General features: G+C 67.5%; 27 protein-coding genes. 8 read left to right on the top strand and 19 right to left on the bottom strand.

Annotation, left to right across the window (positions count from 1 at the left end):
- Positions 1-14: 14 nt before the first annotated feature.
- The gene (locus tag FB560_RS04170) at positions 15-1,127 is read right to left on the bottom strand and encodes a Gfo/Idh/MocA family protein (RefSeq protein ID WP_141871202.1); all 1,113 of its coding nucleotides are present in this window, start codon (positions 1,125-1,127) and stop codon (positions 15-17) included.
- A gap of 115 nt (positions 1,128-1,242) precedes the next feature.
- Here FB560_RS04170 and FB560_RS04165 point away from each other — a divergent pair, with 115 nt between their 5' ends.
- The gene (locus FB560_RS04165; protein ID WP_141871201.1) at positions 1,243-2,439 is read left to right on the top strand and encodes an ROK family transcriptional regulator; all 1,197 of its coding nucleotides are present in this window, start codon (positions 1,243-1,245) and stop codon (positions 2,437-2,439) included.
- Here the strand turns inward: FB560_RS04165 and FB560_RS04160 are convergent, their stop codons facing one another.
- From FB560_RS04160 to FB560_RS04145, 4 genes are all read right to left on the bottom strand, one after another.
- Complete coding sequence (locus FB560_RS04160; protein ID WP_229673271.1) at positions 2,440-3,420, bottom strand: epimerase; 981 nt, start codon at positions 3,418-3,420, stop codon at positions 2,440-2,442.
- Positions 3,417-3,800, bottom strand: coding sequence for a PLDc N-terminal domain-containing protein (locus tag FB560_RS04155; protein ID WP_141871199.1), 384 nt, complete (start codon positions 3,798-3,800; stop codon positions 3,417-3,419). Before FB560_RS04155 ends, FB560_RS04160 begins: the two co-directional genes overlap by 4 nt.
- 38 nt (positions 3,801-3,838) lie before the next feature.
- Positions 3,839-4,768: an aldo/keto reductase gene (locus tag FB560_RS04150; protein WP_141871198.1), complete on the bottom strand. Its 930-nt coding sequence runs from the start codon at positions 4,766-4,768 to the stop codon at positions 3,839-3,841.
- 101 nt (positions 4,769-4,869) lie between these two features.
- Positions 4,870-5,106, bottom strand: coding sequence for a helix-turn-helix domain-containing protein (locus FB560_RS04145; protein ID WP_141871197.1), 237 nt, complete (start codon positions 5,104-5,106; stop codon positions 4,870-4,872).
- A gap of 94 nt (positions 5,107-5,200) precedes the next feature.
- Between FB560_RS04145 and FB560_RS04140 the strand changes: the two genes are divergently transcribed.
- From FB560_RS04140 to FB560_RS04130, 3 genes are read left to right on the top strand one after another with little or no spacing between them, the layout of a single operon-like run.
- Positions 5,201-5,578, top strand: coding sequence for an XRE family transcriptional regulator (locus tag FB560_RS04140; protein ID WP_229673272.1), 378 nt, complete (start codon positions 5,201-5,203; stop codon positions 5,576-5,578).
- 7 nt (positions 5,579-5,585) lie between these two features.
- On the top strand, positions 5,586-6,026 hold the full coding sequence (locus FB560_RS04135; RefSeq protein WP_141871196.1) for an ImmA/IrrE family metallo-endopeptidase: 441 nt from the start codon (positions 5,586-5,588) through the stop codon (positions 6,024-6,026).
- 42 nt (positions 6,027-6,068) lie between these two features.
- The gene (locus FB560_RS04130) at positions 6,069-6,671 is read left to right on the top strand and encodes a GNAT family N-acetyltransferase (protein WP_141871195.1); all 603 of its coding nucleotides are present in this window, start codon (positions 6,069-6,071) and stop codon (positions 6,669-6,671) included.
- Here the strand turns inward: FB560_RS04130 and FB560_RS04125 are convergent, their stop codons facing one another.
- Positions 6,672-7,766 (bottom strand): fatty acid desaturase family protein, encoded by a 1,095-nt coding sequence (locus tag FB560_RS04125; protein ID WP_141871194.1) that lies wholly within the window; start codon positions 7,764-7,766, stop codon positions 6,672-6,674. It abuts the gene before it with no gap.
- A 185-nt stretch (positions 7,767-7,951) separates the two neighbouring features.
- Here FB560_RS04125 and FB560_RS20650 point away from each other — a divergent pair, with 185 nt between their 5' ends.
- Positions 7,952-8,461 carry a hypothetical protein gene (locus FB560_RS20650; protein WP_170198041.1) on the top strand — a complete coding sequence of 170 codons (510 nt, stop codon included), beginning with the start codon at positions 7,952-7,954 and terminating at the stop codon, positions 8,459-8,461.
- Here FB560_RS20650 and FB560_RS04115 read toward each other — a convergent pair.
- Positions 8,404-8,607: a hypothetical protein gene (locus FB560_RS04115; protein ID WP_141871193.1), complete on the bottom strand. Its 204-nt coding sequence runs from the start codon at positions 8,605-8,607 to the stop codon at positions 8,404-8,406. The genes FB560_RS20650 and FB560_RS04115 overlap by 58 nt on opposite strands.
- Positions 8,608-8,744: 137 nt before the next feature.
- Between FB560_RS04115 and FB560_RS04110 the strand changes: the two genes are divergently transcribed.
- Positions 8,745-9,356, top strand: a complete 612-nt coding sequence (locus FB560_RS04110; RefSeq protein WP_141871192.1) for a flavodoxin family protein — start codon at positions 8,745-8,747, stop codon at positions 9,354-9,356.
- A 2-nt stretch (positions 9,357-9,358) separates the two neighbouring features.
- Here FB560_RS04110 and FB560_RS04105 read toward each other — a convergent pair whose 3' ends face one another.
- From FB560_RS04105 to FB560_RS04080, 6 genes are all read right to left on the bottom strand, one after another.
- Complete coding sequence (locus FB560_RS04105; protein ID WP_141871191.1) at positions 9,359-10,378, bottom strand: hypothetical protein; 1,020 nt, start codon at positions 10,376-10,378, stop codon at positions 9,359-9,361.
- A gap of 110 nt (positions 10,379-10,488) precedes the next feature.
- The gene (locus tag FB560_RS04100; RefSeq protein WP_141871190.1) at positions 10,489-11,376 is read right to left on the bottom strand and encodes a hypothetical protein; all 888 of its coding nucleotides are present in this window, start codon (positions 11,374-11,376) and stop codon (positions 10,489-10,491) included.
- Positions 11,376-11,789 carry a hypothetical protein gene (locus FB560_RS04095; RefSeq protein ID WP_170198040.1) on the bottom strand — a complete coding sequence of 138 codons (414 nt, stop codon included), beginning with the start codon at positions 11,787-11,789 and terminating at the stop codon, positions 11,376-11,378. The genes FB560_RS04100 and FB560_RS04095 overlap by 1 nt, the downstream gene beginning before the upstream one ends.
- Before the next feature lie 330 nt (positions 11,790-12,119).
- Positions 12,120-12,416 (bottom strand): hypothetical protein, encoded by a 297-nt coding sequence (locus FB560_RS04090; protein WP_141871188.1) that lies wholly within the window; start codon positions 12,414-12,416, stop codon positions 12,120-12,122.
- 147 nt (positions 12,417-12,563) lie between these two features.
- On the bottom strand, positions 12,564-13,880 hold the full coding sequence (locus FB560_RS04085) for a hypothetical protein (RefSeq protein ID WP_141871187.1): 1,317 nt from the start codon (positions 13,878-13,880) through the stop codon (positions 12,564-12,566).
- 202 nt (positions 13,881-14,082) lie between these two features.
- Positions 14,083-14,931 carry a helix-turn-helix domain-containing protein gene (locus FB560_RS04080; RefSeq protein WP_170198039.1) on the bottom strand — a complete coding sequence of 283 codons (849 nt, stop codon included), beginning with the start codon at positions 14,929-14,931 and terminating at the stop codon, positions 14,083-14,085.
- Between the two features lie 524 nt (positions 14,932-15,455).
- Here FB560_RS04080 and FB560_RS04075 point away from each other — a divergent pair.
- Positions 15,456-15,998, top strand: coding sequence for a helix-turn-helix domain-containing protein (locus FB560_RS04075; RefSeq protein ID WP_141871185.1), 543 nt, complete (start codon positions 15,456-15,458; stop codon positions 15,996-15,998).
- A gap of 201 nt (positions 15,999-16,199) precedes the next feature.
- Positions 16,200-18,503, top strand: coding sequence for an arylsulfatase (locus tag FB560_RS04070; protein WP_229673275.1), 2,304 nt, complete (start codon positions 16,200-16,202; stop codon positions 18,501-18,503).
- An 11-nt stretch (positions 18,504-18,514) separates the two neighbouring features.
- Here the strand turns inward: FB560_RS04070 and lysA are convergent, their stop codons facing one another.
- The 6 genes from lysA to FB560_RS04040 form a co-directional block, all read right to left on the bottom strand.
- On the bottom strand, positions 18,515-19,981 hold the full coding sequence (lysA, locus tag FB560_RS04065) for a diaminopimelate decarboxylase (RefSeq protein WP_229673277.1): 1,467 nt from the start codon (positions 19,979-19,981) through the stop codon (positions 18,515-18,517).
- Between the two features lie 70 nt (positions 19,982-20,051).
- Positions 20,052-21,335: an NAD(P)/FAD-dependent oxidoreductase gene (locus tag FB560_RS04060; protein WP_170198038.1), complete on the bottom strand. Its 1,284-nt coding sequence runs from the start codon at positions 21,333-21,335 to the stop codon at positions 20,052-20,054.
- The gene (locus FB560_RS04055; protein WP_211349943.1) at positions 21,332-22,255 is read right to left on the bottom strand and encodes a S66 peptidase family protein; all 924 of its coding nucleotides are present in this window, start codon (positions 22,253-22,255) and stop codon (positions 21,332-21,334) included. The genes FB560_RS04060 and FB560_RS04055 overlap by 4 nt, the downstream gene beginning before the upstream one ends.
- Entirely contained in the window at positions 22,252-23,979 is a 1,728-nt protein-coding gene (gene nikE, locus FB560_RS04050) for a nickel ABC transporter ATP-binding protein NikE (RefSeq protein WP_141871182.1), read from the bottom strand. Before nikE ends, FB560_RS04055 begins: the two co-directional genes overlap by 4 nt.
- Complete coding sequence (locus tag FB560_RS04045; RefSeq protein ID WP_141871181.1) at positions 23,979-24,893, bottom strand: ABC transporter permease; 915 nt, start codon at positions 24,891-24,893, stop codon at positions 23,979-23,981. Before FB560_RS04045 ends, nikE begins: the two co-directional genes overlap by 1 nt.
- Entirely contained in the window at positions 24,890-25,948 is a 1,059-nt protein-coding gene (locus FB560_RS04040; RefSeq protein WP_141871180.1) for an ABC transporter permease, read from the bottom strand. Before FB560_RS04040 ends, FB560_RS04045 begins: the two co-directional genes overlap by 4 nt.
- Positions 25,949-25,952: the final 4 nt, after the last annotated feature.

The raw sequence follows: 25,952 nt of genomic DNA, 5'->3' as shown, positions 1-25,952 counted from the left end.
CGATTCCTTGTCGCTCAAGCCTGGTCAGGGGTGACGTCGATCCAACGCTCTTCGCGCGCCGCGGCCAACACGGCCTCGGTGAGCTGAGCGGCGCGGACGCCGTCGACGAAAGTGGGCAGCCCGTCGGGGGTCTCGCCGCTGATGGCCGCGTAGGCGTCGGCGACGAAGCCGTTGAAGGCGTCCTGGTAGCCCTGCCCGTGACCGGCAGGAACGCGGGAGAAGCGTGCGACGCCCTCGTGGGCGAACGTCGGGTCGCGGAACAGCTGCAGGTTGCCCGCGCGGTTGCCGATCCAGAGCTCCTCCGGCCGCTCCTGGTCGAAGCGGATGCTGGACTGGGCGCCGTGCAGCTCGAGGGTGAGCGCGTTCTTGCGACCCGCCGCCATCTGCGAGATGAGCAGCGTGCCGATGGCGCCCGACTGCATCTCGACGAGGATCGACACCGCATCCTCATTGGTGACGGTGTGCCCGCCGCGCTCGTCGTACACCCGCCGCGTCCGGGCGGTGAGTCGGACGATGCGCTCTCCTGCGACGAACTCGAGCAGATCGCACAGGTGCGAACCGATGTCGGCGAACGCCCGCGAAGGGCCGCCCTCGGCCGAGGTCGCGCGCCAGTCGTCGTCTTCCGGTAGCAGCATCCAGTCCTGCAGGTACCCGCAGTCCACTGTGAGCAGCGCACCGATCTCTCCGGCCGCGACACGGGCCCGCGCCTCGCGCACCATCGGGTGGTAGCGGTACACGAACGGCACCGCGGCGACGACTCCCCGCTCCGCCGCGGCGGCTGCCAGCTCCCGCGCCTCGGCGAGGGTCGTGGCGAGCGGCTTCTCGCAGATCACGTGCTTGCCGGCATCGATCACGCGCAGGGCGAGTGCGGTGTGCGTCGCGTTCGGGGTGCAGACGTGCACGATGTCGGCCTCGCCGCTCAGGAGCTCGTCGATGTCGCGCGCTGCGCGATCGATGCCGAGTTCCCGTGCCGCCTGTGCGGCGCGGTCAGGAGTGGAGCTGGCGAGGACGGCCGTGGTGGCACCCGCCGCGCGTGCTGCGCGGCTGTGCACCTGGGCCATGAATCCTCCGCCGAGGAAGCCGGATCGGATCGTTCCGACCCCGGTGTCAGTGACGTCCGTTGTCATGTCGATGATTCTGACACACGTCAGCACACTTTTGCTACCTCTTCGTCAGAAGTTTTATTTCGATCGACGAATCTCGCTCCACAGAGATCGAAAGGGTCTGTGGTTTACTGACCCTATGAGCGACGCCGACCGCAGTTTCGGGGGCGCCTCGACCGGGGCCGGCGAGATCTTCCAGCTCCTTCTCGATGGCCACGCCCGCACCAAGGCCGACCTCGTGCATCTCACGGGGCTGGCGCGATCCACCGTGTCATCCCGCGTGGACGCGCTCCTCGCCTCGGGACTGGTGATCCCCGCCGGAGAGGCGGCATCGACCGGCGGCCGCCCGCCGTCGCGTGTCGCCTTCAACCCGCGGGCCGGGCTCGTGCTCGCGGTCGACCTCGGCGCCTCGCACGCCACGGTCGCGGTCTCCGACCTCGGGGGCCGCATCCTCGCCTCGATCACCCACGCACTCGATATCGCGAGCGGACCGGTCGCGGTGCTCGACCGCGTGGTGGCGGAGGGACGCACGCTCCTCGACGATGCGACGCTGCGGGCGATCCCGATCGTCGGCGTCGGCATCGGGGTGCCGGGACCGGTGGAGCACTCCTCCGGGCGGCCGTACAACCCGCCCATCATGCCGGGGTGGGACCGCTTCGACATCCCCGCCTACGTGCAGCAGACCTTCGACGTGCCCGTTCTCGTCGACAACGACGTGAACGTGCTCGCACTCGGCGAGCAGACCGCGAGTTTCCCCGAGACCACCGACCTGATCTTCGTCAAGGTCGCCACCGGCATCGGCGCCGGCATCATCGCCGGCGGGACGCTGCAGCGCGGCGCCCAGGGTTCGGCGGGCGACATGGGCCACGTGCGGGTTCCGCACTCCCCCGACTCCCCCCGAGCGAACGACGAGGACCGTGACCTCGAGGACCTCGCGAGCGGCAGCGCGATCGCGGCCACCCTCCGCGCTCAAGGAGCCGACGCCGAGACGAGCAACGACGTGGTCGAGCTCGTCCGCTCCGGCAACCCCGCAGCGATCGAGGCCCTGCGCCAGGCCGGCCGCGACGTCGGCGAGGTGCTCGCCACGGTCGTCAACCTCCTGAACCCCTCGGTCATCGTGCTCGGCGGCAGCATCGCCCGCGCCGGAGAGCACCTGCTCGCGGGAGTCCGCGAGGTCGTCTACCGGCGCTCGATCCCGCTCGCCACCCAGCATCTCGCGATCGTGCAGTCCCCCACCGGCGAGCGCGCCGCGGTGCTGGGCGCCGCTGTGCTCGTGGCGCGCGAGGTGCTGTCGCCCGCCAACGTCGATGCACGAGTGGCGGCGGCGGCGCGCTGATCAGCTTCTGCTCTGCTCCCAGACGTCACGCAAGGCCGGCTCCAGCTCGGGGTACGCGAACTCGTAGCCCGCATCGGCGAGCACCCGGGGCGCCACCCAGCGGCTCTTGAGGACCAGCTCCGGCTCCTTACGGAGGACCCACATCGCCGGCTCCAGCATGAACCGCCAGGAGGGCAGCCCGACAGGCATCCCGACGACGCGGCGCAGCGTCGCCATCAGTCCCCGGTTGTCGGTCTGGGTCGGCGCCGAGAAGTTGACGGGCCCCTCGATCGACGGGTGATCGCGGACGAAGCGCACCGCGCCCACCAGATCGTCGATGTGGATCCAGCTGAACTTCTGGCGCCCCTTCGAGTGCTTCCCGAGCGGCTGCTCGGGCTCCGTCGGGTGCGGACCGATCCCCCGGTAGCGGCGATGCGGGAACCACCATCCGTCGAACTGGGGGCCGCCGATCCCCCAGCGGGCGAGACGGAAGAAGAGGTCGGTCGCCGGGCCGTCTCCGAGCACGATCGTGATGCGCATCGCGACGCGTCGCGTGCCGGGGAGCTCGCCGCGGAAGAACTCCTCCTCCCACGCGAGCGCGACATCCGGTGAGAAGCCGGTGTCGAAGTCGGTGTCCGCCTCGGTCTGCGCACGATCGAGCGCGTAGCGGTAGATGGTCGCACTGCTCGCGTTCATCCAGACCGTCGGCGGGTTCGCCGCCTTCGCCACCGCGTCATGCAGGGCCCTCGTGGTGTCGAGGCGCGACCGCAGGAACTCATCGCGGTTCGCATCCGTGAAGCGGCAGTCGATCGCCTTGCCGGCCAGTCCGACGAGCAGATCCGCGCCGTCGACCAGACGGAGGATCGCCGCGGGATCGTCCCACCGTGCGTCCGGACCGTTCCGTCCGATCACGCTGACCTCGTACCCGTCAGCCTCGAGCGCATCCTTGAGCGCAGCGCCGAGGAACCCCGAGCCGCCGCCGAGCACCGCTCGTCGCGTCACGCGCCGACCTGGCCCTGCTCGTCGGCGTCGCCCTTGCGCCTCTCGATCTCCTGACGGAGCCGCCATTCCTCGATCTCGCGGTCGAGATCCGCGATCTGCTGCTCGGTCGTCCGCGTGTCCCTCGGCGGCGCCGGCGCGGGGCGCACGTCTGCCGGAGCCGAACGCGGGGCGCGGCGCATCCGCGGGATCGCGATGCCCTCGCTGCCATACTCCCGGCCGAGTCCGAACCAGAGGAGGCTGCCGATCAGCGGCAGCAGGATGACGATGATGATCCAGACCATCTTGGGCAGGAACTTCACCTGCGAGTCGTCGCGGGTGATGATGTCGATCAGCGCGCCGATCATCAGCGCGATGACGAGGATCGAGAGCAGGAACGACATGAGTTCAGGGTAGACGACGAACCGGCTCCGCGGTCCGGCTAAGGCAGCAGATGCCCGCCGGCCCGGAACAGCTCGTACCATTCCGCCCTGGTGAGTTCGACGTCGGCTCCCGCCGCCGCGTCCTGCACGCGCTGGGGCGTGGTGGTTCCGAGAACGACCTGCATCTTCGCGGGGTGCCGGGTGATCCACGCCGTCGCGATCGCGATCGGCGTGACATCGTACGACGCGGCCAATCGATCGATCACGGCGTTCAGCTCGGCGTAATCCGGGTTGCCGAGGAAGACGCCGGTGAAGAAGCCGCCCTGGAACGGCGACCACGCCTGGACCGTGATGCCGTTGATGCGGCAGTACTCCACGATCCCGCCGCCGTCGCGGACGATGCTCTGGTCCGAGCCCGCCATGTTCGCCGCGACCGGCTGCGCGATGATCGGCGCGTGCGTGATGGAGAGCTGCAGCTGATTGGCCACGAGAGGTTGGCGCACCGCCGTGCGGAGCAGATCGATCTGGCGCGGCGTGTGGTTGGAGACGCCGAACGCCTTCACCTTGCCCGAAGCCTCCAGCTCATCGAAGGCCCTGGCGACCTCGTCCGGTTCCACGAGCGCGTCGGGCCGATGCAGCAGCAGCACATCGATGCGGTCGGTGCGCAGCGCCCGCAGAGAGCCCTCGACCTGCGCCGTGATGTGCTCGTACGAGAAGTCGAACATGCCCTGGGCCGGGACGATGCCGCACTTGGTCTGCAGCACGATCTCATCGCGCTCGGCAGAGCTCAGCTGCAAGGCGTCGGCGAACCGGGTCTCGCAGTGGTGCATGCTGCCGCCGTAGATGTCGGCGTGGTCGAAGAAGTCGATTCCGGCGTCACGCGCCGCACGATAGAGAGTGCGGATGTGCGCATCGTCCTTGTCGTCGATGCGCATCATTCCAGCGATGACGGCGGGAGCGGTGGTGGATCCGAAGGGCACGGTCTTCATCCCGCCACGATACCCCGGTGCGTTCCCGCCACGCGGGGAGGAACGAGCGACATGTCGGTCGAGACCGCCGCCCCAGCGGGGTCCCGACCGACACGCCTTCCCTATGAATCCGCGCCCGCACCCCGAGGGGAAGGGACGAGCACGGCGGGCGAGAGGTCCAGCGCCAGCGCGATGGCGGCGAGCTCCGTGACCGTGAAGTCGGAGCGCGCCTGCATCCTGCGCCGGAGCGTGGAGTAGCCGATTCCGGCGTGCTCCGACAGCCAACGTCGAGAGCGCCCTGCTCTGCCGAGTTGCGTGGCGACCGCTTCTGCCACCAGGCGTCGATCATCTGTCGTCACACGAAGACACTATCGCCCTGTTTGTCGACGTGCAAGCGATCACCGGACCAGCATGACAGCATATTGGGTACAGGCCGGTGCTATCGTGACACGTGTGAAGACACTCTCCGAGGAGTTCAACGCCGCGGTCGGCCGCCAGCTGCGGGGCGAGATCGCCGCCGCGGGGAGCAGCATCGCGGCGATGGCGCGCGACATCGGGGTCGCCCGCAGCGCGCTCGACAACTACGTCACCGGCAAGCGGGCCATCCCCGTCCCGGTGGTCTACGCCGTGTGTGCGCAGGTCCGGGTCGCCCCCCATCTCGTGCTGGCCAGGGCCGAAGAACGATTGAGCGCCGACAGCGCCAGAGGAGCCGGCACACTGACCCCGTTCCGCCGCCGGACCGATGTCGCAGGCACCGACGAGAATATCCCCGAAGTCGCCTTCGAATCCCCCGTCGGGCACGAGCGCGACACCGACGACCTGTACCAGTAGGAGCATCATGGACCACCTCCTTCGACTCGTCGAGGAGAGTGGCCTCCGATTGGTGGAGCGCCCTGGTCCCACCAGAGGCGGATACGACCATGCCGCGATGACCATCCGTCTCGCCCCGGGGATGAGTGTCCGCACCGCGACGAGCGTGCTCGCGCATGAACTCGGGCACGCGACGCTCGGCCACACGGTATCGGCGCACCCCGAGGCTCGCGCCCGCCAGGAGCGCCGCGCGGACGAATGGGCGGCACGGCTGCTCATCTCGCCCGCCGCCTATGCGGCTGCCGAAGCGGTTCGCGGCACCCATCGCGCGAGTCTGGCCTTCGAGCTCGGCGTCACGGTGGAACTGGTCGATGCGTACCGCCGGCTGCTGCAGCGGATCGGAGAGAGCGTCTACGTCGCGCCGCGCATGGGATCCGGCCAATGGGCGCATCGCGTCGCAGCCGACTGAACCTGCGGTCCTGGTCGAGATCGAACTGGTTGAATGGCGGGCATGGCTTTTCTCGTCTCCCCCTCTGCCGTCACGCTGACCGGAACGCTCGTCGAGCTGCGCCCTCTGGAGACGTCGCACCGCGATGCCCTGATCGAGGCCGTGCAGGAGGGCGATCTCTGGAAGACCGCCTGGTACACCTCGGTGCCGGCCCCCGACGGCGTCGAGGAGGAGATCGCGCGGCGCATCACCCTGCGCGAGAACGGTGAGATGGTGCCGTTCACGGCGTTCGATTCCTCCGGTCGGGTACTCGGCCTGACCTCGTACTACGACATCGTCGCCGACGTCCCGCGGCTGCACATCGGCTACACCTGGAACCGGCCCTCGGCGCACGGCACCGGCACGAACGCCGAATCCAAGCTGCTCCTCCTGCAGCACGCCTTCGAGACGCTGGGCGTCTTCCGCGTCGGGCTCACGACGCAGTGGGTGAACTTCCAGTCGCGCGCCGCCATCGAGCGGCTCGGTGCGAAGCAGGACGGCGTGATGCGCGCCATGTCGCGCTACCGCAACGGCGCCCTGCGCGACAGCGTCGAGTTCTCGATCATCGAACCGGAGTGGCCGGCGGTGAAGGCGAACCTCGAGGCTCGCTTGGCCAAGCGTCGCTGATCAGGCGGTCAGGGCAGCGCGCTGTTCGATCAGCGGACAGGAGAACACGTCGCGTTCCCCCAGTCCGACGCGGTTGATGTAGCGCACCACGATCGCGTAGGACGTGAACAGCCCGGTCTGCGTGTAGCGCACGTCGTGGTCCTGACAGTACTCGGCGATCAGCGGAGCGGCCCGCCGCAGGTGCGGCCGCGGCATCGACGGGAACAGGTGATGCTCGATCTGGTAGTTCAGTCCACCCATCGCGACGTCGAGGAATCGGCTTCCCCGGATGTTGCGGCTCATGAGCACCTGCCGACGCAGGAAGTCGAGCGTCATGTCGCGCGGCACCACCGGCATCCCCTTGTGGTTGGGCGCGAACGCCACCCCCATGTAGAACCCGAAGAGTCCGAGCTGCACCGCGAGGAACACGAAAGCGATACCGGGTGAGAGCACCAGGAACACCAGCACCAGGTAGCCGATCATCCGCACGCTCAGGAAGACGATCTCGACCCACCGCCGCTCCAGACGCCCACGGGTGAGGACGCGCCGCACACTCGAGGCGTGCAGCGAGATGCCCTCGAGGAAGAGGATCGGGAAGAAGAGCAGACCCTGATGACCGCGTAGCCAGCTGATGGTCGGACCGCGGTGCTTCATCGCCGTCTCCGCTGTCACCGCGATGACCGGAAGCTCGATGTCGGGATCCGCGCCGAGCTTGTTCGGGTTCGCGTGATGACGGGTGTGCTTGTGCTGCCACCATCCGTAGCTCATGCCGACCAGCAGGTCGCCGAGGATCAGGCTGATCCAGTCGTTCCAGCGGCCCGAGACGAAGATCTGCCGGTGCGCGGCGTCATGGCCCAGGAAGGCGATCTGGGTGAACAGGATCGCGAGCGCTGCGGCGGTGAACAGCTGCCACCAGGTGTCGCCGATCCAGATGAAGGCGAGCACGGACGCGGCCACGATGACGGGAGCGGCGACCAGCTTCGTCCAGTAGTAGCCGTACCGCCGTCGCAGGAGGCCGCGACTGCGGACCTGCTGAGCCAACTCGGTGAACGTACTCGTCGCACGCGGCGCGCTGTCGCGCGGACGTGTGCGGACGGTCGGGCGGATGTCACCCATGACGACCTCTTCTCCGGCGGGTCGCCCGCTAAGCGGGAGGCGCCGCCTTCTTCCACCCAGTCCTCGATGCGCGCATCGTCATCGCCGATGACGGGCGCAGCGCGGCGGGCGAAGACCACCGATTCCGCCAGGGCCGCGACGGATGCCGCGCGAACCTGTTCGCGGTCGGAGGCGTCCTGGAAGCGATGTGCGGCGATCTCGCGGTCAGCCTGAAGGTCGGCGCTGATCTCGGCGAGTCGTTCCGCGATGACGGCAGCGAGGCCGTCACGGAGCTCTTCCAGGTTGGTGTTCGCGATCTCCAGACGACGATCCGCGACGCGGAGTTCGACGGTCGGGTATCCGTTCGCGGACAGGTGGGCGCGCATCTCGCTGCCCTGGATCGCGGCGACCTCGTCGCGGTCCGTCTTGCGCGTGAACACCGCTTCCACGGTGTAGCGGTCCGGTGCATCGTCCGTGAGCAGAGTCGCGGGAAGCGACCCGACCAGGACGGTCTCCAGACCCAGCATTTCGGGGCTCTGCCCCACGATTTTCAGTTGTGCATTCATGTACTGACGTTACGCCTGCAACCTGTGCGACTCACAGGCTGGAGATCCGATGCGCGCGTCGGAATCGCGCGCACATCGGCAGGGGACGCAGGTCAGTCCGTGGCCTTGCCTGCCCAGTTGTTCGAGCGCCGCGTTGCCGAGCCGCCCTGACGCATCATGAACGCGAGCGAGAGCGAGGTGAGGAGGAGGCCACCGCAGAACACGATCGCCTGGAAGTCCTCGAGCGACTGCGCCAGACCCATGAGGTAGATGCCTCCGAGGAAGAGGATCATGAAGAAGATGAAGCTGAGGATCACGGGATCTCCTGTCGTAGCGGCCGTCATCCAGGATACCGTCGGCGGCCGCGCCCGCGTGCCGATCCGCGACTAGCGCACGATCCCGTATGACGGAACCCCCTGTGAGCCCGGTGCCCGATCTGGTCTCATCTGTGGGTATGAGCACCCCACTGACAGCGATCGCCCTCTCCTGCACGTTGAAGCCCTCCCCCTCCGCGTCGAGTTCGGATCTGCTCGCCTCCCAGATCCTCGAGGAGTTGGCCACCCATGGCGTGACGGGAGAGATCGCCCGTGCGGTGGACTCCGTCATCAGTCCCGGCGTCGAGACCGACATGGGCGGCGACGATGAGTGGCCGGCGCTGCGCACACGGATCCTGGATGCCGACATCCTGGTGTTCGTCACCCCGACCTGGATGGGCCAGCACTCCAGCGTCGCCCAGCGCGTGCTCGAAAGACTGGATGCCGAACTCGGCGAGACGGATGCACGTGGGCGCCCCACGCTGTTCGACAAGGTCGCGATCGCCGGGATCGTGGGCAACGAGGACGGAGCGCACCACATCGCCGCCATCCTCTTCCAGTCCCTCAACGACGTCGGCTACACGATCCCTGCCCAGTCCTCGGTGTACTGGAACGGCGAGGCGATGCACACGACCGACTACAAGGATCTCGACGAGATCCCCGAGAAGGTGAAGGCGGCGCTCACCACGGCCGCCGGCAATGCGGCGCACCTGGCGCGCGCGCTGCGCGAGCGCGAATACCCCGTGCGCTGACCTCAGGCCTGCTCAGGGGACCGCGTGAAGATGGTGACGTCGCGACGCCGCGAACTCTCCTGCGTCATGCCGGCGAGCTCGAGCCGGCGGAAGACCCGGCGCGGGAGCGGAGGCAGCTCCGCCGTGAGACCGCGCGGAGGCTTGGCGAGCCCGGCGACCAGGGAGAGGTCGACGCCGTCGCCCTGCACCTCGATGCGCGCATAGTCGCTGCGCGTGCGCCAGACGAGGCGCTCCAGCCTGCGGAACGGGATCACGTGGGTCGACTCCCCCACCGTGACGCGAAGCTCGTCGTTGCCGAACGCCACCAGGCACGACTCCGTCCGGCGGCGCAGCAGGGCGGTGAAGATGAAGTAGACGGGCAGCGCGATCACCACGCCGACCAGGATGATCGTCAGACGCGCGCCCAGACGCAGCACCACGTCGTCGAAGGCGATCACCAGCGCGGTGCCACCCAGCCCGAAGACGACGACGATCGCGATGATCGCACCGGTGAGCGCGCGCATGCGCAGCGGGATGCCGGGGAAGCGCACGCCGGACCCGTCTCCGCTCTCCTCACGCTCCCACTCCGGTGTGACCGGCACCGGGCGCTTCTTCGCCTCACGCCGAGTCATGACATCGGTGATGCGCGACACCAGGCCGAGCCAGATCCACCCGGCCGCAGGGATCGCCGCGAGCTGCACGACGACGGCCCCCGCGCGCACCGGGTCAGGAAACGACGCGAGCAGGTCTTCTCCATACTCGACCACGAAGGCGATGGCCGCGCCGAGCACGATCGCGACACCGGCATGGAGGAAGACCCCGTTGCGCGCGGGCACCATCCGCAGGGTCGCGTTCACGAACGCGAAGCCGAAGCACCACCCACCGACGAGCATCAACAGGAAGGGGAAGAAGCTCAGGTCATCGCCGGCCAGCGTCCAGATGAGCGCGGCCAGGAGCAGCAACGCACCCCAGATCAGCGGGTTTCGGATCAGACGCCGCCCCACGGTGCGATGCACCTGGGTGTCGAGGGCGGAGTCGGTCATCGGAGCAATCCTAGGGTGCGAACAGAGCCCGGGAGGGTCGACGCGGTGGCAGCCGCTGTTGGGCGCCTCCCTGATGAGTAGCGGCTGGCGATATCACCGAAAGAGGAGGCTCATACAGCGCGGTGTCTGGAGTGAATCAGGATGTCGCCGAGGACAGACAGGCCTCCCATCGAGATGAGCGCTCTGTGCTGCTGCCCGTTGACCCCGACGCCGCCCGCCCCCCAGAGAAGCGTGAACAGCTGCTTGCCGGTGCGCGCTTCGACAGCGACAGGGATGTCGGGATAGGCCACGAGCAGCTGGTTGTTCTCCAGAGTCTTGACCCCCGGGTACCTCGTGCCATTCACGGACAACGGTACGGCGGCCACCACAGGGAGCGTCCAGAGGGGCAAACGCGGCGAAACCGGGGTGCCATACGGCGTCTCGGTCGTGTTGCCGATGAAGATCGAGGTCGTCCCTGCCGGGGATCCATCGCCGCCAGGCGTCACTGCCGCCCAGAGGTACTGATAGGGGGATGTGATCTCCGTGTTTCCGGTGGTGGTGATGGTTCCGCGTGCAGGGTCAGTAACGACGGTGAGGGACTGCGCCTCGGGCGCAAGGGGGAACGGGCCAGGCCAGGCGACGTCGAGCATGACCGTCTCGCCCGCCGGAACGGTGATCGAAGGGATCGTCCAGATGTCGTCGTTGCCGTCTCCGCTGTGCACCGCACCAGGGATCAGGAATGGCGTCGCCTCGCTCATCGCAGGCATTCGGAAGGTGAGAGGTCCGGTGAAATCGGTCGAGCTCGGGTTGGAGAGGCGCAAGGAGCGGGTGCCGTACGGGGCATCCACGTCAACGAGCGGGCTGACCTCGAACGTGAGTGCAGGCTGCTCCATCGAGGCGGCCGCGAGCGGAGTGGCGACGGCCACGGCGATGACCGGCGCACTCCACACCGATGCCCGGAGCACTGTTCGCCGGTCGATCCCTGCTCGATCCTTGGTGAGCGGGGCATTCGAGTTCATCAATTGTGGTCCTTTCGATCGCTCGCGACAGACTCGCTGCGCGGCGTGGTCTTGGTGGGAGTGTCTCGATCGTTCGCAGCAACGCCGGCATCCGCGAGGAACAAGCGCACCGGCGCAGTGCTGCTCAACAGCAGCAGCAAAGGAAGTGAGACGGCTGCAGCGATCGTGGCGGCCCATTGTGAGGTTGAGGTGGCCGCGATGGCAGAACCGAGCGTGCACACGCCCCAGGTTCCGGCCAGCATCCAGCGCCACTCCGACGAAAGCTGCAGGCGGGCCGCTCGCACCACAGCCAATACTGCTCCGGCGGCCACGGCCACAAGCAGCGCAACGACACCGATCGCGACCAGTGTCTGAGCAGCATCCGGTTGCACTACCTCGGATGGAAACGCCTGCGAGATCAAGATCTCGACCATGCGACGCGTTGTCATCGCGGGACCCTCTGCGCGTTCGGGGCCTGTTTACTCACATCGCCGGACGGATCGTTGGGGACTGTAGGAACGGATTCCGCGGCCAAGGCCTGGAGAGCCCGTTGAGCCGCCTCTGGGCGTGTGACGAAGTCCTCGTAGATGTGGGTGAATCCGCGCTGGTCTCTGATGACCACTGACACCGTGACCGTCTCCTGTGTGGGGACACGCATGAGGGACCTTTCGTTTCAGAGCGCGACCTGGTTCGGAACAGGTACGGGTAGTCGGTGAGCCACAGTCGCGTCCTGCACTACTGGCCCGGGTGTGCGAGACCACGGCTCACTTATAGATGAAGAGGACGTACGCAAAGAAGAGCGGACCGAGCACGAGGATCAGAACCAATGCGATTCGTTTCAACCGAGCTGTCCAGCGGCGCTCAGGGCGGTGGGCACGATAGACGCGTTGCAGCTGCCGTCTCTGCCGGCGGCGTCGTCGCCGCTCCTTGCGTGATTCCACCGTCGCCGGACGCTGAGGTGGCACATATGTGCTCCGTTTCAGGCCGCTCCCGTCCTTCGCAGAACGTGCGCCGTTATTGCTGAAGCGGAAGGCATCGTCGAAGCCGTCTGCACCGCTCACGGATCTCCCCTCCCGTCGGTGTCGCGCCTTCCGGCACGCCTGGCGCCAGCGACTGCGAGGACCTCCAGGAAGAGAGTCCGGCTGGGGGCCGAACATCGTTCCCGGAGGTCCTCGCCGCTCTAGCCGGTCATTCGGGACCGGCGAGCATCACCACGCACACGTTGGGGCGACCACGTACGGGGTGAAGGCGTCGTTACTGGAAACCCGCGACGGAACTCCCGCGGACGAGACTTCCGTTGCAACGAGGAAGTTCCCCAACCAAAGGTCGCCGGCCGGGGTGAGGAAGGAGTTGTCACCGACGGGGATCGCGTCTGACGGAACATTCGGGAACGTGATGGTCTGAGTGGGATCACTCCGCCAGCGACTCGCGACGCCCGACGAGGAGATGTACGAGATGTACGCCACGTTATCGCTCGTTCGCGCAGGGACACTCGCCGCGATGACTCCGGTAGCAACGAGGGTGTTACCAAACCACAGGTCGCCGTTGGGCGCTTGGAAGGCGTTGTCGCCGATCGCGATGGAGCCCACGGGAACGTTCGGGAACGTAATGGTCTGGTTGGTGCTAGCCTGCCACCGGCTCGCGATCCCGGACGACGAGACGAACGATGTGTATGAGTCGTTCGCTGTGCTTCGGAAAGGCACTCCCACAGACAGGGCGCCGGTCGCAAAGCGTACGTCTCCCATCCACAGATCACCGTTGGGCGCCTGGAAAGTCGTATCACCGATCGCGACGGACCCGGCTGGCACGTTCGGAAAGGTCTGGACCTGGCCGGTGGCGGACCGCCACCGGCTCGCGACGCCCGATGACGAGATGAACGGCACGACTATGTCATCGAGCGACAGCCGTGCGGGCACTCCGGCAGATGTCACGCCAGTAGCGAGGAGCAGGTCGCCCCACCGCAAGTCGCCATCCGGACTCAGGAACAACGTGTCGCCGATTGCGGTGGAACCGGGGGGCACGGTGGGAAAGCTGAGAACCTGACCCGTGGTCATGCTGCGTCGGAATGCCACCGTGACCTTGGGCGCCGTCACCGGAGCCGATGCATTGATAGCGCCGGCGGCTGCGACGAAGGACGCAGCACCTCCGGTCGCCGGCACTCGAACAGCGGGCAGCGTGGCCTTGCCGCTCGCGTCGGTCGTTCCGGTGTAGGTCGTGGACCCGTCGGCGAACGTGTAGCCGTCGGAGAGGGTGACCGTGACCGGCTTACCGGGGTCCGGCGCACCGGACGAGTTCGTGAGGGCGGCTTGGACGTTTGTGATCTCCGTGCAGGCGGTCCCGGCGTAGGTGGGAAGAGTGAAGCTCAGAGCGGCGGCTCCGGAGGCGGCCGCGAGAGGTGTGGCGACAGCGAGCGCGATGACAGGGATGCTCCACGCCGCACCTTGGACCACGACGCGACGGGAGAGTCCCGCTTTCGTGGTCGCCTGGGTGTCGTCGCTCGTGGACTCGGAGGGTGAATCGTTCACAGCGCTGGTTGCCTTTCGTCACGGATTCGGGTGCTGCTCCACCGCGGCTTCTCAGCGGCGGGTGGTGAAGCAGTGCCAGTTTCTCGACACGGCATTCCCGGCTGAAGAGCGTGGGCCGCATCTGCGACAAAGAGGTTCTGCGTGACACGAAATGCGCTGTCGACGTCCTCGAGCCGTGAGGCAGCGACGAGCGTGGGATCGGTCAGTACCCGCGTGGCGAGCGGTGTCCTGCCCTCGTGAGCGAACGCCGCATCGTGACGACCGAGGTGAATCCGGACTCGGCGGCGATGTCGACCATCGGGGGAGCGCCAGTCCCGACGTCCAGCGCGAGCCGGCGCAGACTTTCCGCGACGCGATGACGCTCGATCTCTCTCCGCGGGCTCGTGCCCATCGGCTGATAGGCGCGATGCAGCGAGCTGGCGCTCACGGCGAGGTCTCTGCTCAACACCTCGACGGTCAGCGCCGGGTCGCGAAACCGCTCGGAGATGAGGCTCTGCGCGGCAAGGAAAAGGCCGTCTCTGTGAACAGGATCAGTGCGCAGGCGGGCTGAATGATCATAGGCTGCAGCGGCAGCAAGATGCTCCATGGCGATCCGCGTATGGATGGACGGCTTCACCCCGGCTCGGTTCGCGTCGAGCGACGTGTTGGCGACAGAGGTCATGGCGAGGAGCGACTCGCGCGTGATCGAACGCGGCTCACCCAGGAGGGGGCGATACTCCCGTCCCCGAAGGATGCTGTTGCGGAAGAACCAGCCGTAACGCGCCCATGGCTTCGGCGAGTGGGCATGAAGTTCGCAGTCACCGTCGAGCAGAATGATCTGACCCGTCTCGATCTGGACGTTGCTGCCGTCGACCATCACCTCCGCGGATCCTTCGACGATCACAGCGACATGGACGATTCCTTCGCGGCTCTGGAGGACGGTGCTCATCCCACCGCTCCACAACCGGGCGAACCCGAACTCGTCGCTCGCTGTCTCGTCATATTCGTAGACGTGCGGTTGAGCGTCGTAGCTCCAACCGTGTTTGAGGCTGCGCTTCAGCACCTCCGTCATCGGCGTCCCTCCCCGGATAGCCATTGACCGATCTGTTCTCGAAAGGTACCGAGACGCACCGGAGCTACTCAGCCCGTCTCATCCTTCAAGGATGAGATGGGCCTGTCGCATGCACCCGCAAGACATGATTTCGATGATCCCCTCTAGTCGCGAGTCGGAGAGACGTGAAGCAGCCCGCACCCGAGCATCACCCCATAGACCTTGCACTTCATGGCGTGCAGGCGCGCCGAAGCACTCCTCGGCGAGCTCGCGCTCGCAAAACAGGCGACGTCGTTCTTCTGCGTATCGAAGGCGACTCTCCGATCGAGTTCTCCATTGACACGGCGACCGCTCACCCGGATCATGCGTTGCTGCTGTGCATATCCAGCAGGGCCACACAGAAGCGGGCATGGCCGGAACCGTGGCGCGAGGTAGAGGTCGCGAGTTCCCTCGTCCTGACTCAATTCGGGAAGGTGCCCAGCTTCCGCTGCTCCGGGAACTGGAGGGTACTGCTGCTACTGGCGCCCCGCGATCGAGTCGTCACGATGGCACCGGACTTCCCCCCGCATCCGATGAGGTTCACAGAGCGTCGCGTTCTCGACCGGTCCGTTGAACAATTCGTCGAAGGGGCGCTTGCCACTGACGCGGAGACGTCGAACATCGAGGGATACGCGATCAGCCAGTTGGTGACGGAGATGTGCGCGGCGGTGGTTCTTGACCGCACAGCGTTGAATTCAACCCACCCGCTGGCTGAGCGGCTATGCGATCGAGCTGATGCCGTGATCAGCCAGCAATGCCGCGACCCGAACCTCACACCCGCGCTTGTGGCCGAAGAAGTCGGAGTTGCGCTGCGTACCCTCCAAATCTCCTACGCCGAAAGCGGCAGTAGCATCGCGAGGGAGATCCGCCGTCACCGAACACGTCTCGCGCACTCGTTGCTCACCGACGACCGCTACCGCCCGCTGACGATCGGTGAGATCGCCGAACATGCAGGTTTTCGTTCACCGATGAGTCTCCGCCGTGCACTCGATGAGGTGTATCGCACCACCCCGAAGGCTCTTCGCCGTATCGCCCACGAGCCACGTTGACTCGGAGGTCGTGCACGACTCTGCGCCGCCGCCGTGGACTGTCGTGGTGGCAGCACGATGATCAGCTTCGACACCTGTGTCTCATCCGAAGAGGATGAGGCCACGGCAGCCGCCGGCGGTCGCTCCTAGTGTGAGGGGTTCCGCTGTCGCGTGCGCCTTCTGCCGGTCGCGACGTTCCCCAGACGAAGGTGGCTGCATATCGTGAACCCGCAGGACGTACTCCCTTTCCCTCCGACGCCGACCGCGAGCGTCGCCGGGCGCACCATGCAGGAATCGGTGTATCAACAGCGGGTCGCGCCTTCGCGGCTTCCGGATGATGCTCCGAACATCCTCATCATCCTGATGGACGACGCAGGGCCGGGCCTGCCCGACACATTCGGGGGCGCGGTCGCGACCGATACCCTGTCCCGTGTCATCGACGAGGGAATCGGGTTCAATCGGTTCCACACGACCGCGATGTGTTCACCGACACGGGCATCACTGCTCACCGGCCGCAACCACCACCGCATCGGCAACGGACAGATCGCCGAGCTGGCGAACGACTGGGATGGCTATGCGGGAGAGATACCGAAGTCGAGCGCCCTCGCTCCGGAGGTGCTCAAGGACTACGGCTATGCGACGGCGGCTTTCGGAAAGTGGCACAACACCCCGGCGATCGAGACCGGTGTGACGGGTCCGTTCCACAACTGGCCGACGAGCATCGGCTTCGAGTACTTCTATGGCTTCCTCGCAGGCGAGGCGTCGCAGTACGAGCCCAACCTGGTACGCAACACCACGAGCGTGTTGCCCCCGAGAACTCCCGAGGACGGCTATCACCTCAGTGAGGACCTGGCCGACGACGCGATCGGCTGGCTCCGCAATCACCGCGCGCTCTCCCCCGAGAAGCCCTTCTTCATGTATTGGGCGCCCGGGGCCATCCACGGTCCGCATCACATCATGAAGGAATGGGCCGACAAGTACGCAGGCCGGTTCGACGGCGGCTGGGATGAGTACCGGGAGCTCGTGTTCGAGCAGGCGAAGGAGAAGGGCTGGATTCCCGGCGACTCCACCCTCACGGACCGCGACCCGCGCATGCCCGCCTGGGACGACATCCCCGAGGACGAGCGCGAGTTCCAGACCCGGTTGATGGAGCTTGCTGCGGGTTTCGCCGAGCACGCCGATGTGCAGGCCGGCCGTGTGGTCGACGAGATCGAGCACCTCGGTTACGGCGACAACACTCTGATCATGTACATCTGGGGCGACAACGGCTCATCAGGTGAAGGGCAGAACGGCACCATCAGCGAACTGCTCGCCCAGAACGGCATCCCCTCCACCGTCCCGATGCACATCCAGGCGATGAACGAGATGGGAGGTGTGGAGGTGCTCGGGACGCCGAAGTCCGACAACATGTATCACGCAGGGTGGGCGTGGGCGGGCAGCACGCCCTATAAAGGTATGAAGCTGCTCGCCTCGCACCTCGGCGGCACACGCAACCCCATGGCGGTCCGTTGGCCGGCGAGGATCGCCCCGGATCCCGCACCGCGCGCTCAGTTCGTGCACTGCACCGACATCGTGCCGACGATCTACGATCTCCTCGGCATCAGCCCGCCACGCGTCGTGAACGGTATCCCACAGGACCCTATCGATGGTTCCAGTTTCGCGGAGGCGTTCACGGATGCCGACGCCGAGGAAACGCACCTCACGCAGTACTTCGAGATCATGGGCAGCCGGGCGATCTACCACGACGGCTGGATGGCGTCGGCTTTCGGGCCCAGGGCGCCCTGGGTACCCGGCGTGCCGGAAGGCATCGCAGACTGGACACCCGACCACGATTCCTGGGAGCTGTACCACCTCGCAGAGGACTGGACCCAGGCGAACGATGTCGCGGACTCCCATCCCGAGAAACTCGCCCAGATGAAGGAGCTCTTCACCATCGAGGCCGCCAAGAACAGCGTCTTCCCGATCGGCGGCGCACTCTGGATCCCGATCTATCATCCAGAACTGCGGATCTCGACGCCGTACCGAAGCTGGAACTTCACCGGAGATCTCCGCCGGATGCCCGAGGTCGTCGCGCCACAGCTCGGCAACCGGGCGAACACGGTGACCATCGACGCCGTAGTGCCCGAGAACGCGAGCGGCGTGCTCTACGCCCTGGGGGGCGCGGGCGGCGGGCTCACCTGCTACCTGGACGACGGATATCTCTGGTACGAACACAATCTCTTCATCGTCAAGCGCACCAAGATCCGGTCCCGTGAGCGACTGGCCGCAGGCCGCGCCGAGGTCATCGTCGAAACGAAGTATCTCGATCCCCAGCCCGGCGGCGCACTCAGCATCGCCATCTCGGTCGACGGCGAGGAGATCGCAACAGGGATCGTCCCGGTCAGCGCACCCGGCCTGTTCAGCGCCAACGACTGCCTCGACATCGGCATCTGCCTCGGCGGATCAGTTTCCCTCGACTACTTCGACCGTGCACCGTTCCCGTTCGACGGTGAGATCAAGACCGTCGACGTGAAGTACACGAACTGAGCGGACGTGGTTCACCGCCCGGATGACGGGCGGTGAACCACGTCCTGTGAGGAGGCGGTGTGAACAGCACCGCCAGGGCGCCAGGACACACTCTTCGCCAGCAGATCGTCTTCGGTCTCCCCGTGCACGATGAGGCGCACCCCGCGACCGGAGACGGCGACGACGGGCGGCCGCGGCAGGTAGTTGTAGTTGCTCGCGAGCGACCAGCAATATGCTCCCGTGGCAGCGACGACAAGAGTGTCGCCCGGTCGTACATCCTCGGGGATCACGTCACGCTGCACGACGACGTCGCCGGACTCGCAGTGCTTGCCCACGACGCGCACGAGGGCCGCCGCCGCGTCGCTGGTCCGGTTGGCGATGCGGACCTGGTAGTCGGCTCCGTACAGCGCAGGGCGCGCGTTGTCGCTCATCCCGCCGTCGACGCTCACATACAGGCGCTCGCCGTAGCCGAGATCGGCGGGACCGGCCGCATCGCTCCCCGCGAGCGGTACCGGCTTGGTTGTCCCGACCGTGTAGAGCGTGACCCCCGCCGGTCCGACCACGACGCGCCCCGGCTCGAAGGCCAGGTGAGGAACCGGAACCCCGAACTCGCGCGCGCAGTCGGCGACCATGTCGGCGAGTTCACGCGCGACGGTGGCGATCGTCGGTACATCCTCGGCCTGCGCACTCGTGTAGGCGATGCCGAACCCGCCCCCGAGGTTGAGCTCGGGGATCGACCGTCCGGCGAGCCGCGCCAATTCGGGATAGACGCGCATCAGGCGTCGGGCTGACTCTCTGAACCCGTCAGTACCGAAGATCTGCGATCCGATGTGGCAGTGGAGCCCGACGAACTCCAAGCCGTCATGCGCGAGGATCGCGGCCACCAGACGCGGCGCATCGCGCAGGGGCTGACCGAACTTCTGGTCCTCGTGCGCCGTGGCGAGGTAGTCGTGGGTGGAGGCGTGCACACCGCTGTTCACCCGCAGCCGAACGCGCTGCGTGACTCCCGCTGCTTTCGCGGCCGCCGCGATGCGCTCCGTCTCGATCTCACTGTCGATGACGATCGTGCCGACGCCCGCCGCGATCGCCCGGCCGATCTCCTGCTCCGATTTGTTGTTGCCGTGGAATCCGATCCGGGACGGCTCCACGCCGGCGGCGAGCGCGACGGCGAGTTCGCCGCCGCTGGCGACGTCGATGGCCAGGCCCTCCTCCGCCATCCACCGCGCGACATCGACGCACAGCAGTGCCTTGCCCGCGTAGTAGACGGTCGCCGTCGTGCCGATCCTCTCGGCCTCCGCCTCGAGCGCCGCGCGGATCCGGCGAGCACGCGACCTGGCCACATCCTCGTCGAGCACGTAGAGCGGTGAGCCGTACTGGGCGATCAACGCGGACGTGCGCACCGCTCCGAGCAGGAGCTCTCCGGTCCGCGGATCGCGCCGGGCCGTCGGCGGGAAGACCCGCTGGTCGATCTCGTTCGGATCGGACACGTCGGTCGTCATCGTTTCCCCATCTTCTTCGTCTTCTGGCATGGCCATCGCAGCGGGGTCGCCGCCGCGGGCGGAGCGTCGCTCAACGGTCGAGCGCGAACGGGCCGAGATCCAGCGGCGACCCCGCGACCTGCGGGCTCCGACCGCCGATCAGCGCCGCGAGCAGCTCGCCGGTCACCGGCCCCAGGGAGAGACCGTGCATGTTGTGCCCTGCCGCCACGAGGATCTCCGGCCTTCCCGCCGGCGAGCCCAGCACGGGCATCCCGTCGGCGGTCATGGGTCTCGCTCCGACCCATTCCTCGGTCCGTCTGTCCCAATCTGCGCCGGCGATCAGCCCCCCGGCTGCTTTCGTGAGCACCTGGAGGCGGGCGGGGTGGAATGCATCTGGGCGCTCGTCGAACTCCATCATTCCGACCACACGCAGTCGATCGTTCATCGGGATCACCACGCAGTGCCGATCGATGGAGTGCACGAGGTGTCGCGGCATCCGCTCGACCGGCACCGTGTAGCTGTATCCCTTGCCCGACACGATCCGCGTGGCGCGTATCCCCGAGCGGCGCAGGAGCGGAGAGGTCCAGGCTCCCGCGGCGACGATCACCCGATCACCGCTGATGGTGGATTCCCTGCCTGCCTCGTCACGGCACACCACGGAAGCGCCGGCGGCGAGCCGCGTGGCGGTGAGCCCGGTTCGCACATCAGCGCCCTGCTGCGTGATCCGCCGGGCGAGGCTGGCCACGAACGTGACCGGATCGAGGTAGCGCTCCGCCGGCAGCAGGAACCCGGCCTCGATCCCAGGAGCCAGAGTCGGCTCGAAAGAGCGCAGGTCCTCTCCGCGCAGGATCGCGCCGGGTGCCTCACCCCATCGCTCCGAGGCGCGAGCGTGATAGCGCGTGTGCGCCGCGACCAGCTCGCGTTCGTCGGTGCACGTCATCAGATACCCGCTGCCGCCACCCGACGTGTCGATGCCGTCATCGGTCATCCGGTCCAGAGCGGGGAAGATCGCCGCGGAGAACTGGGCGAGCGCCCGAGTGGCGTGAGCCCGTCGCCGATGCGTCGAGGAGAGCAGGAACCCCATCCCGAAGCCCGCGAGCTGCGGAAGCCGCAATGGGGCGATGGACAGATACGACGACGACGAGAAGACTCCGGCCAGCACATCGCGCGCCGTGTGCGGCGAGGCGAGCGGAGCGACCTGTTGCGGGGTCAGCTCGCCCGCGTTGCCCGTCGCCGCTCCGGCACCGAGGTGATCGCGCTCGATGATCGTGACCCGGTGTCCCTCTCTCATCAGGGCGTAGGCGGCGCACAGGCCGATGAGCCCGCCGCCGACGACCACCACGTGCCGGCTCGGGCGACCTCCGGCGCGGCTCACCGGAGCAGATCGATCCGCGGCCGACCGGCATCCGCGATGATCCGCGCCGGCACCCCCAGCGGCACCGTGTCGACGCTCGGGCCGTGCCCGAAGGGGAGCCCCCAGATGAGCGGGATGCCGAGCGGCGCGAGGAGTTCTTCGGCGAGAGCACGGATCTCCGGCAGCGGTCCGCACTCATGCCAGGTGCCGAGCGCGATTCCGACCGCGCCGTCGAAGTAGCCCGAGCGCAGAAGCGAGACCAGGAAGCCGTCGATCCGGTAGGTCTTCTCCTCGACATCCTCCAGGAGCACGATCTTCCCCGCCGCGCGCGAGCCGGACGTGTGAGATCCCGTGGTCATGGCGAGCAGGCTCAGGTTGCCGCCCGTGAGCGTCCCCGCTGCCTGCCCTTCGACGATCGCCTCGGCCCCCGGAGCCTGCAGCGTGCGATTCTCCACCGCGGTGAACAGCGAGCGGTGCAGCGCGGTGATGTTCCCCGGGTCGCTCATGAGGTCGTGGGTGCCGAGCATCGGCGCGAACAGGGTGGGCACTCCGAGCTCGCGCTCCCAGAACTCGTGGAGTCCGGTGATGTCCGACGACCCGACCAGGAGCTTGGGGCGCGCGGGCCGCAGCCGTTGCACGTCGAGGTGGTCCAGGATCCGCACGGCTCCGTACCCTCCGCACAGGCAGAGCACGGCGGTGACCGAGTCATCCGTCCACGCCTGCATTAGATCCGCCGCACGATCGGCATCCGTGCCCGCGAGGTAGGTGCCCGCACGGGGATGCGTGTCCCGCACGTGGGCTCCGAGCACCGGCTCCAGATCCCACGTCGCGAGCAGATCGAGCGCCTCCGCCAGCCGTTCCTCGGAGATCGCGCTCGAGGGCGCGACCAGCGCGACCCGATCGCCGTGCCGCACCGGTCCTGGCAGCGTGGCCGCGCTCAACGGGTTTCTCCCGTCGGACGCTCGCGCAACTCCCGCGAAGGGACGACGGAGAGGAGACGCTTCGTGTACTCGTGCTGCGGGTCCAGGAGAACGTCTTCCACCGTGCCGTGCTCGACGATCCTGCCTCGATACATCACGGCGACGCGATCGGCGATGTTCCACGCCAGCCCCAGGTCGTGGGTGATGACGAGAGCCCCCAGCCCCCGTTCGCAGCGCAGGCGGAGCAGCAGTGCGAGCACGCCGGCGCGCACAGAGGCATCCAGGCTCGCGACGGGTTCGTCGGCGACCAGGAACTCCGGACCGAGAGCGAGCGCTCCCGCGATCACGACCCGCTGGCGCTGCCCTCCCGACAACTCCTGCGGGATCGCCTGGAAGTACTTCTCCGGCGGTGTCAGCTCGGCGTCTGCGAGAGCCTGTGCCACGATGTCACGCTCATCGCCCGGCAGCCGGTGCAACCGCGGCCCCTCGGCGACGGCTTCGTACACGGATTGTCGCGGGTTCAGCGCCGCCGAAGGATCCTGCAGGACGAACTGCACCCGCGAGCGGTAGTCCTTGAGACCCTTCCGGCGCGTGGACAGCGGGCGCCCTCGGTACATGACGTCGCCGCTGGTCGGCTGCTGCAGCCCGAGGATCGTGCGCGCGAGAGTCGTCTTCCCTGATCCCGACTGCCCGACCAGCGCGATGATCTCGCCCGGTCGGCACGTGAGGTCGACGTCATCGACGGCCACGTGTCCGCGGTCGCCCCTGCCGAAGGAGACCGTCACGCCGCGCACCGCGATCACCGCATCCGTGAGCGAGAGCAGGCCGGTCGGCGTCGACGAGATCTCGGTCAGGTCGGGAGCCGGACGCGAGCCGGGGCCGTTCGGTCCCGGCGCCTCGGGAGACGTGTACGTCGGGAGCGCCAGACGCGAGGACCAGTCGCCGATGGTGGGGAACGCCGCTGCGAGCGCCCTCGTGTGCGGATGCTGCGGATTCGACATCACCTCGGCCGAGGGCCCCTCCTCCACGATCTTCCCCTGCTGCATCACCACGATGCGTTCGCAGGTGGACGCGAGCACGGAGAGGTCATGGCTGATCATGATGAGGGACAGACCGCGTTCACGGACCATCTGCTTCAGCAGGTTCAGGATCTGCGCCTGCACGATCACGTCGAGGGCGGTCGTCGGCTCGTCCGCGATGATGATCTCCGGTTCGCACGCAAGTGCGAGGGCGATCATCACGCGCTGCTTCTGCCCGCCGGAGAGCTCATGAGGGTACGACCGCGCCTTCGACTTCGGCAGATCGACCTGCTGCAGCAACTCGGCCACACGCCGGTCCTGCTCGGCGCGCTCACGGTACTTCTCGCGGCTCCCTGTCGCGTGCAGCACGAGAGCCTCCACGATCTGATCGCCCACCCGCTGCACGGGGTTGAGCGAGTGCATGGCTCCCTGGAACACGATCGCCGCCTCGGTCCAGCGGACCGCACGCAGCCGCCGCCACCCCATATCGGCGACCGACTCCTCCCCGAGCAGGATGCGCCCGTCGATGCGGGCGTTCCGCGGCAACAGCCGCAGCACGCTCATCGCGAGCGTGGACTTTCCGCATCCCGACTCACCGGCGAGTCCGATCGTCGACCCCTCCGGCACGTCGAGAGTGACACCGCGCACCGCTTCCACGGTGCCTCGGCCGCCCTTCTCGAACGTGGAGTAGCTGATTCGGACATCCTCGAACTTCAGACTCGGCATCATCGACCTCGCAACGTCGGGTTCACAACAGCTTCGAATGCGCGGCCCGCGAGCGTGAACGCCAGCACGACGACCACGATGGCGAGGCCAGGGGGGAGCAGATACCACCAGTACCCGGCGGTCGCGGCTCCGGTATCGAGCGCGAGCTTCAGCATCGAGCCCCAGGAGATCGTCGATGGGTCCCCGAGCCCCAGGAAGGCCAGGGTGGACTCGGAGATGATCGCCGATCCGACGGTGAGCGTGGTGTTCGCCAGCACCAGCGGCAGGACGGCGGGGAGCACGTGCTTCCATAGGATGTGTCCGTCCCCGGCGCCGAGTGCCCAGGAGCGTTCGATGTACCCGCGCGACTCCACGGTGAGCGTCTGAGAGCGCACCAACCTCGCGGTCGACGCCCAGGAGGTCACGCCGATCGCGACGATGATGGTCGTCACTCCCGCCCCCAGGACGCTGGAGAGGACGATCGCCAGCACGAGCGAGGGCACGACGAGGAAGAAGTCGACGATGCGCAGCAGCACGGCCTGAGTCGCGCCCCGGAAGTGTCCCGAGGCCATCCCGACGGCTGTGCCGATCACCATCGACACGAGCGTGGCGGCGAAGCCGACCAACAGCGAAGCGCGGGCGCCCCACACCAGCATCGCGAGGACACTGCGACCGGACGGATCGGTGCCGAGCGGGAGGCCGACGCTGGGGGGCGCGTTCAGGGGGTTGTCGATCTTCGTGACGTCCAGCATCTCTGCCGGGAACAGCACGGGGGCGAGGGCCGCCAGCGCGATCACGATGATCAGGATGACGAGACCGATGACACCGGATCGGTGGGTGCGGAACTCGCGCCAGACCTCCGCGAGTCGGGCTCGTCGTCGGGCCGCTGCGACACTGCGGGCGGCGGGACGCGGGGATTCGAGGATCTGAGTCATGCGGTACGCAGCCTTGGGTCGAGAACGCGATAGACCAGGTCCGCGATGAAGTTCATCGCGATGACGATGGCGGAGAAGACCACGAACGTCCCCTGCAGCACAGGGAAGTCGGGAGCGCTGAGCGCTTGGAAGGTGAGGTAGCCGAGCCCCGGCCAGGAGAAGACGGTCTCCACGGAGACGCCTCCGCTGATGAGACCGCCGATGGCGAGGAAGATCAACGTCACCGTCGGGAGCAGGGCATTCGGGACAGCGTGCACACGACGCACGCGATCCTCGTTCAGACCTTTCGCCCGCGCGGTGACCAGGTAGTCGGCCGTCATCTCCTCCAGCAGCGAGGCGCGCATGACCAGGAGGTACTGCGCGTAGACGACGGCTGCCATCGTGATCGCGGGCAGGACGAGATGGTGGGCGACGTCGAGCACGTAGGCGATGCCCTCCAGGCGTGTCCCCGCCGTCACCATGCCGCCGGTGGGGAACCAGTGGAGCGTTCCGGCGAACAACAGCAGCAGGAGCAGCCCGAACCAGAAGGTGGGCACCGACCACAGGGTCAGCGCGATCCCGGTGTGCACGCGATCGAAGAGGCTGCCCCGTCGCCACGCCGCGCGTTGACCGAGCCACAGTCCCAGCGCAAGCGACATCGCGAACGCGGTTCCGGTGAGCAGGAGAGTCGGTCCCATCCGCTCGAGGATCAGCTGGGAGACATCCTCGTTGTTCGTGTAGGAGTACCCGAGATCTCCGCGCAGCAGATCCGTGAGGTATCGCCAGAACTGGCTCGGGAGCGGTTGGTCGAGCCCCAGTTCGCGACGGATGGCCTCCAGCTGGTCGACGCTCACGCGACGGCCGTGTGTCAGCGAGCGCACCGGGTCTCCCGGGAGGATCCGGAACGCGAAGAATCCGAGGACGATCACCATGAGCAGCGAGACGAGCGCACCCCCGGCTTTGCCGAGCGCATACCGCGCCCAGGAGGTGCCCCGGCGCGGCTCGTCGATCTCGGCAGCGGGCGCCCCGGAGGGGACGAGCGTGTCGCCCCCTCCGGTCACCACGTTGTCAGCCATGTCG

Source organism: Microbacterium saperdae (genome assembly GCF_006716345.1).
Taxonomy (GTDB): Bacteria; Actinomycetota; Actinomycetes; order Actinomycetales; family Microbacteriaceae; genus Microbacterium; species Microbacterium saperdae.
The sequence above is the reverse complement of the archived record's forward strand: the minus strand, read 5'-3'. Positions and strand labels throughout refer to the sequence as shown.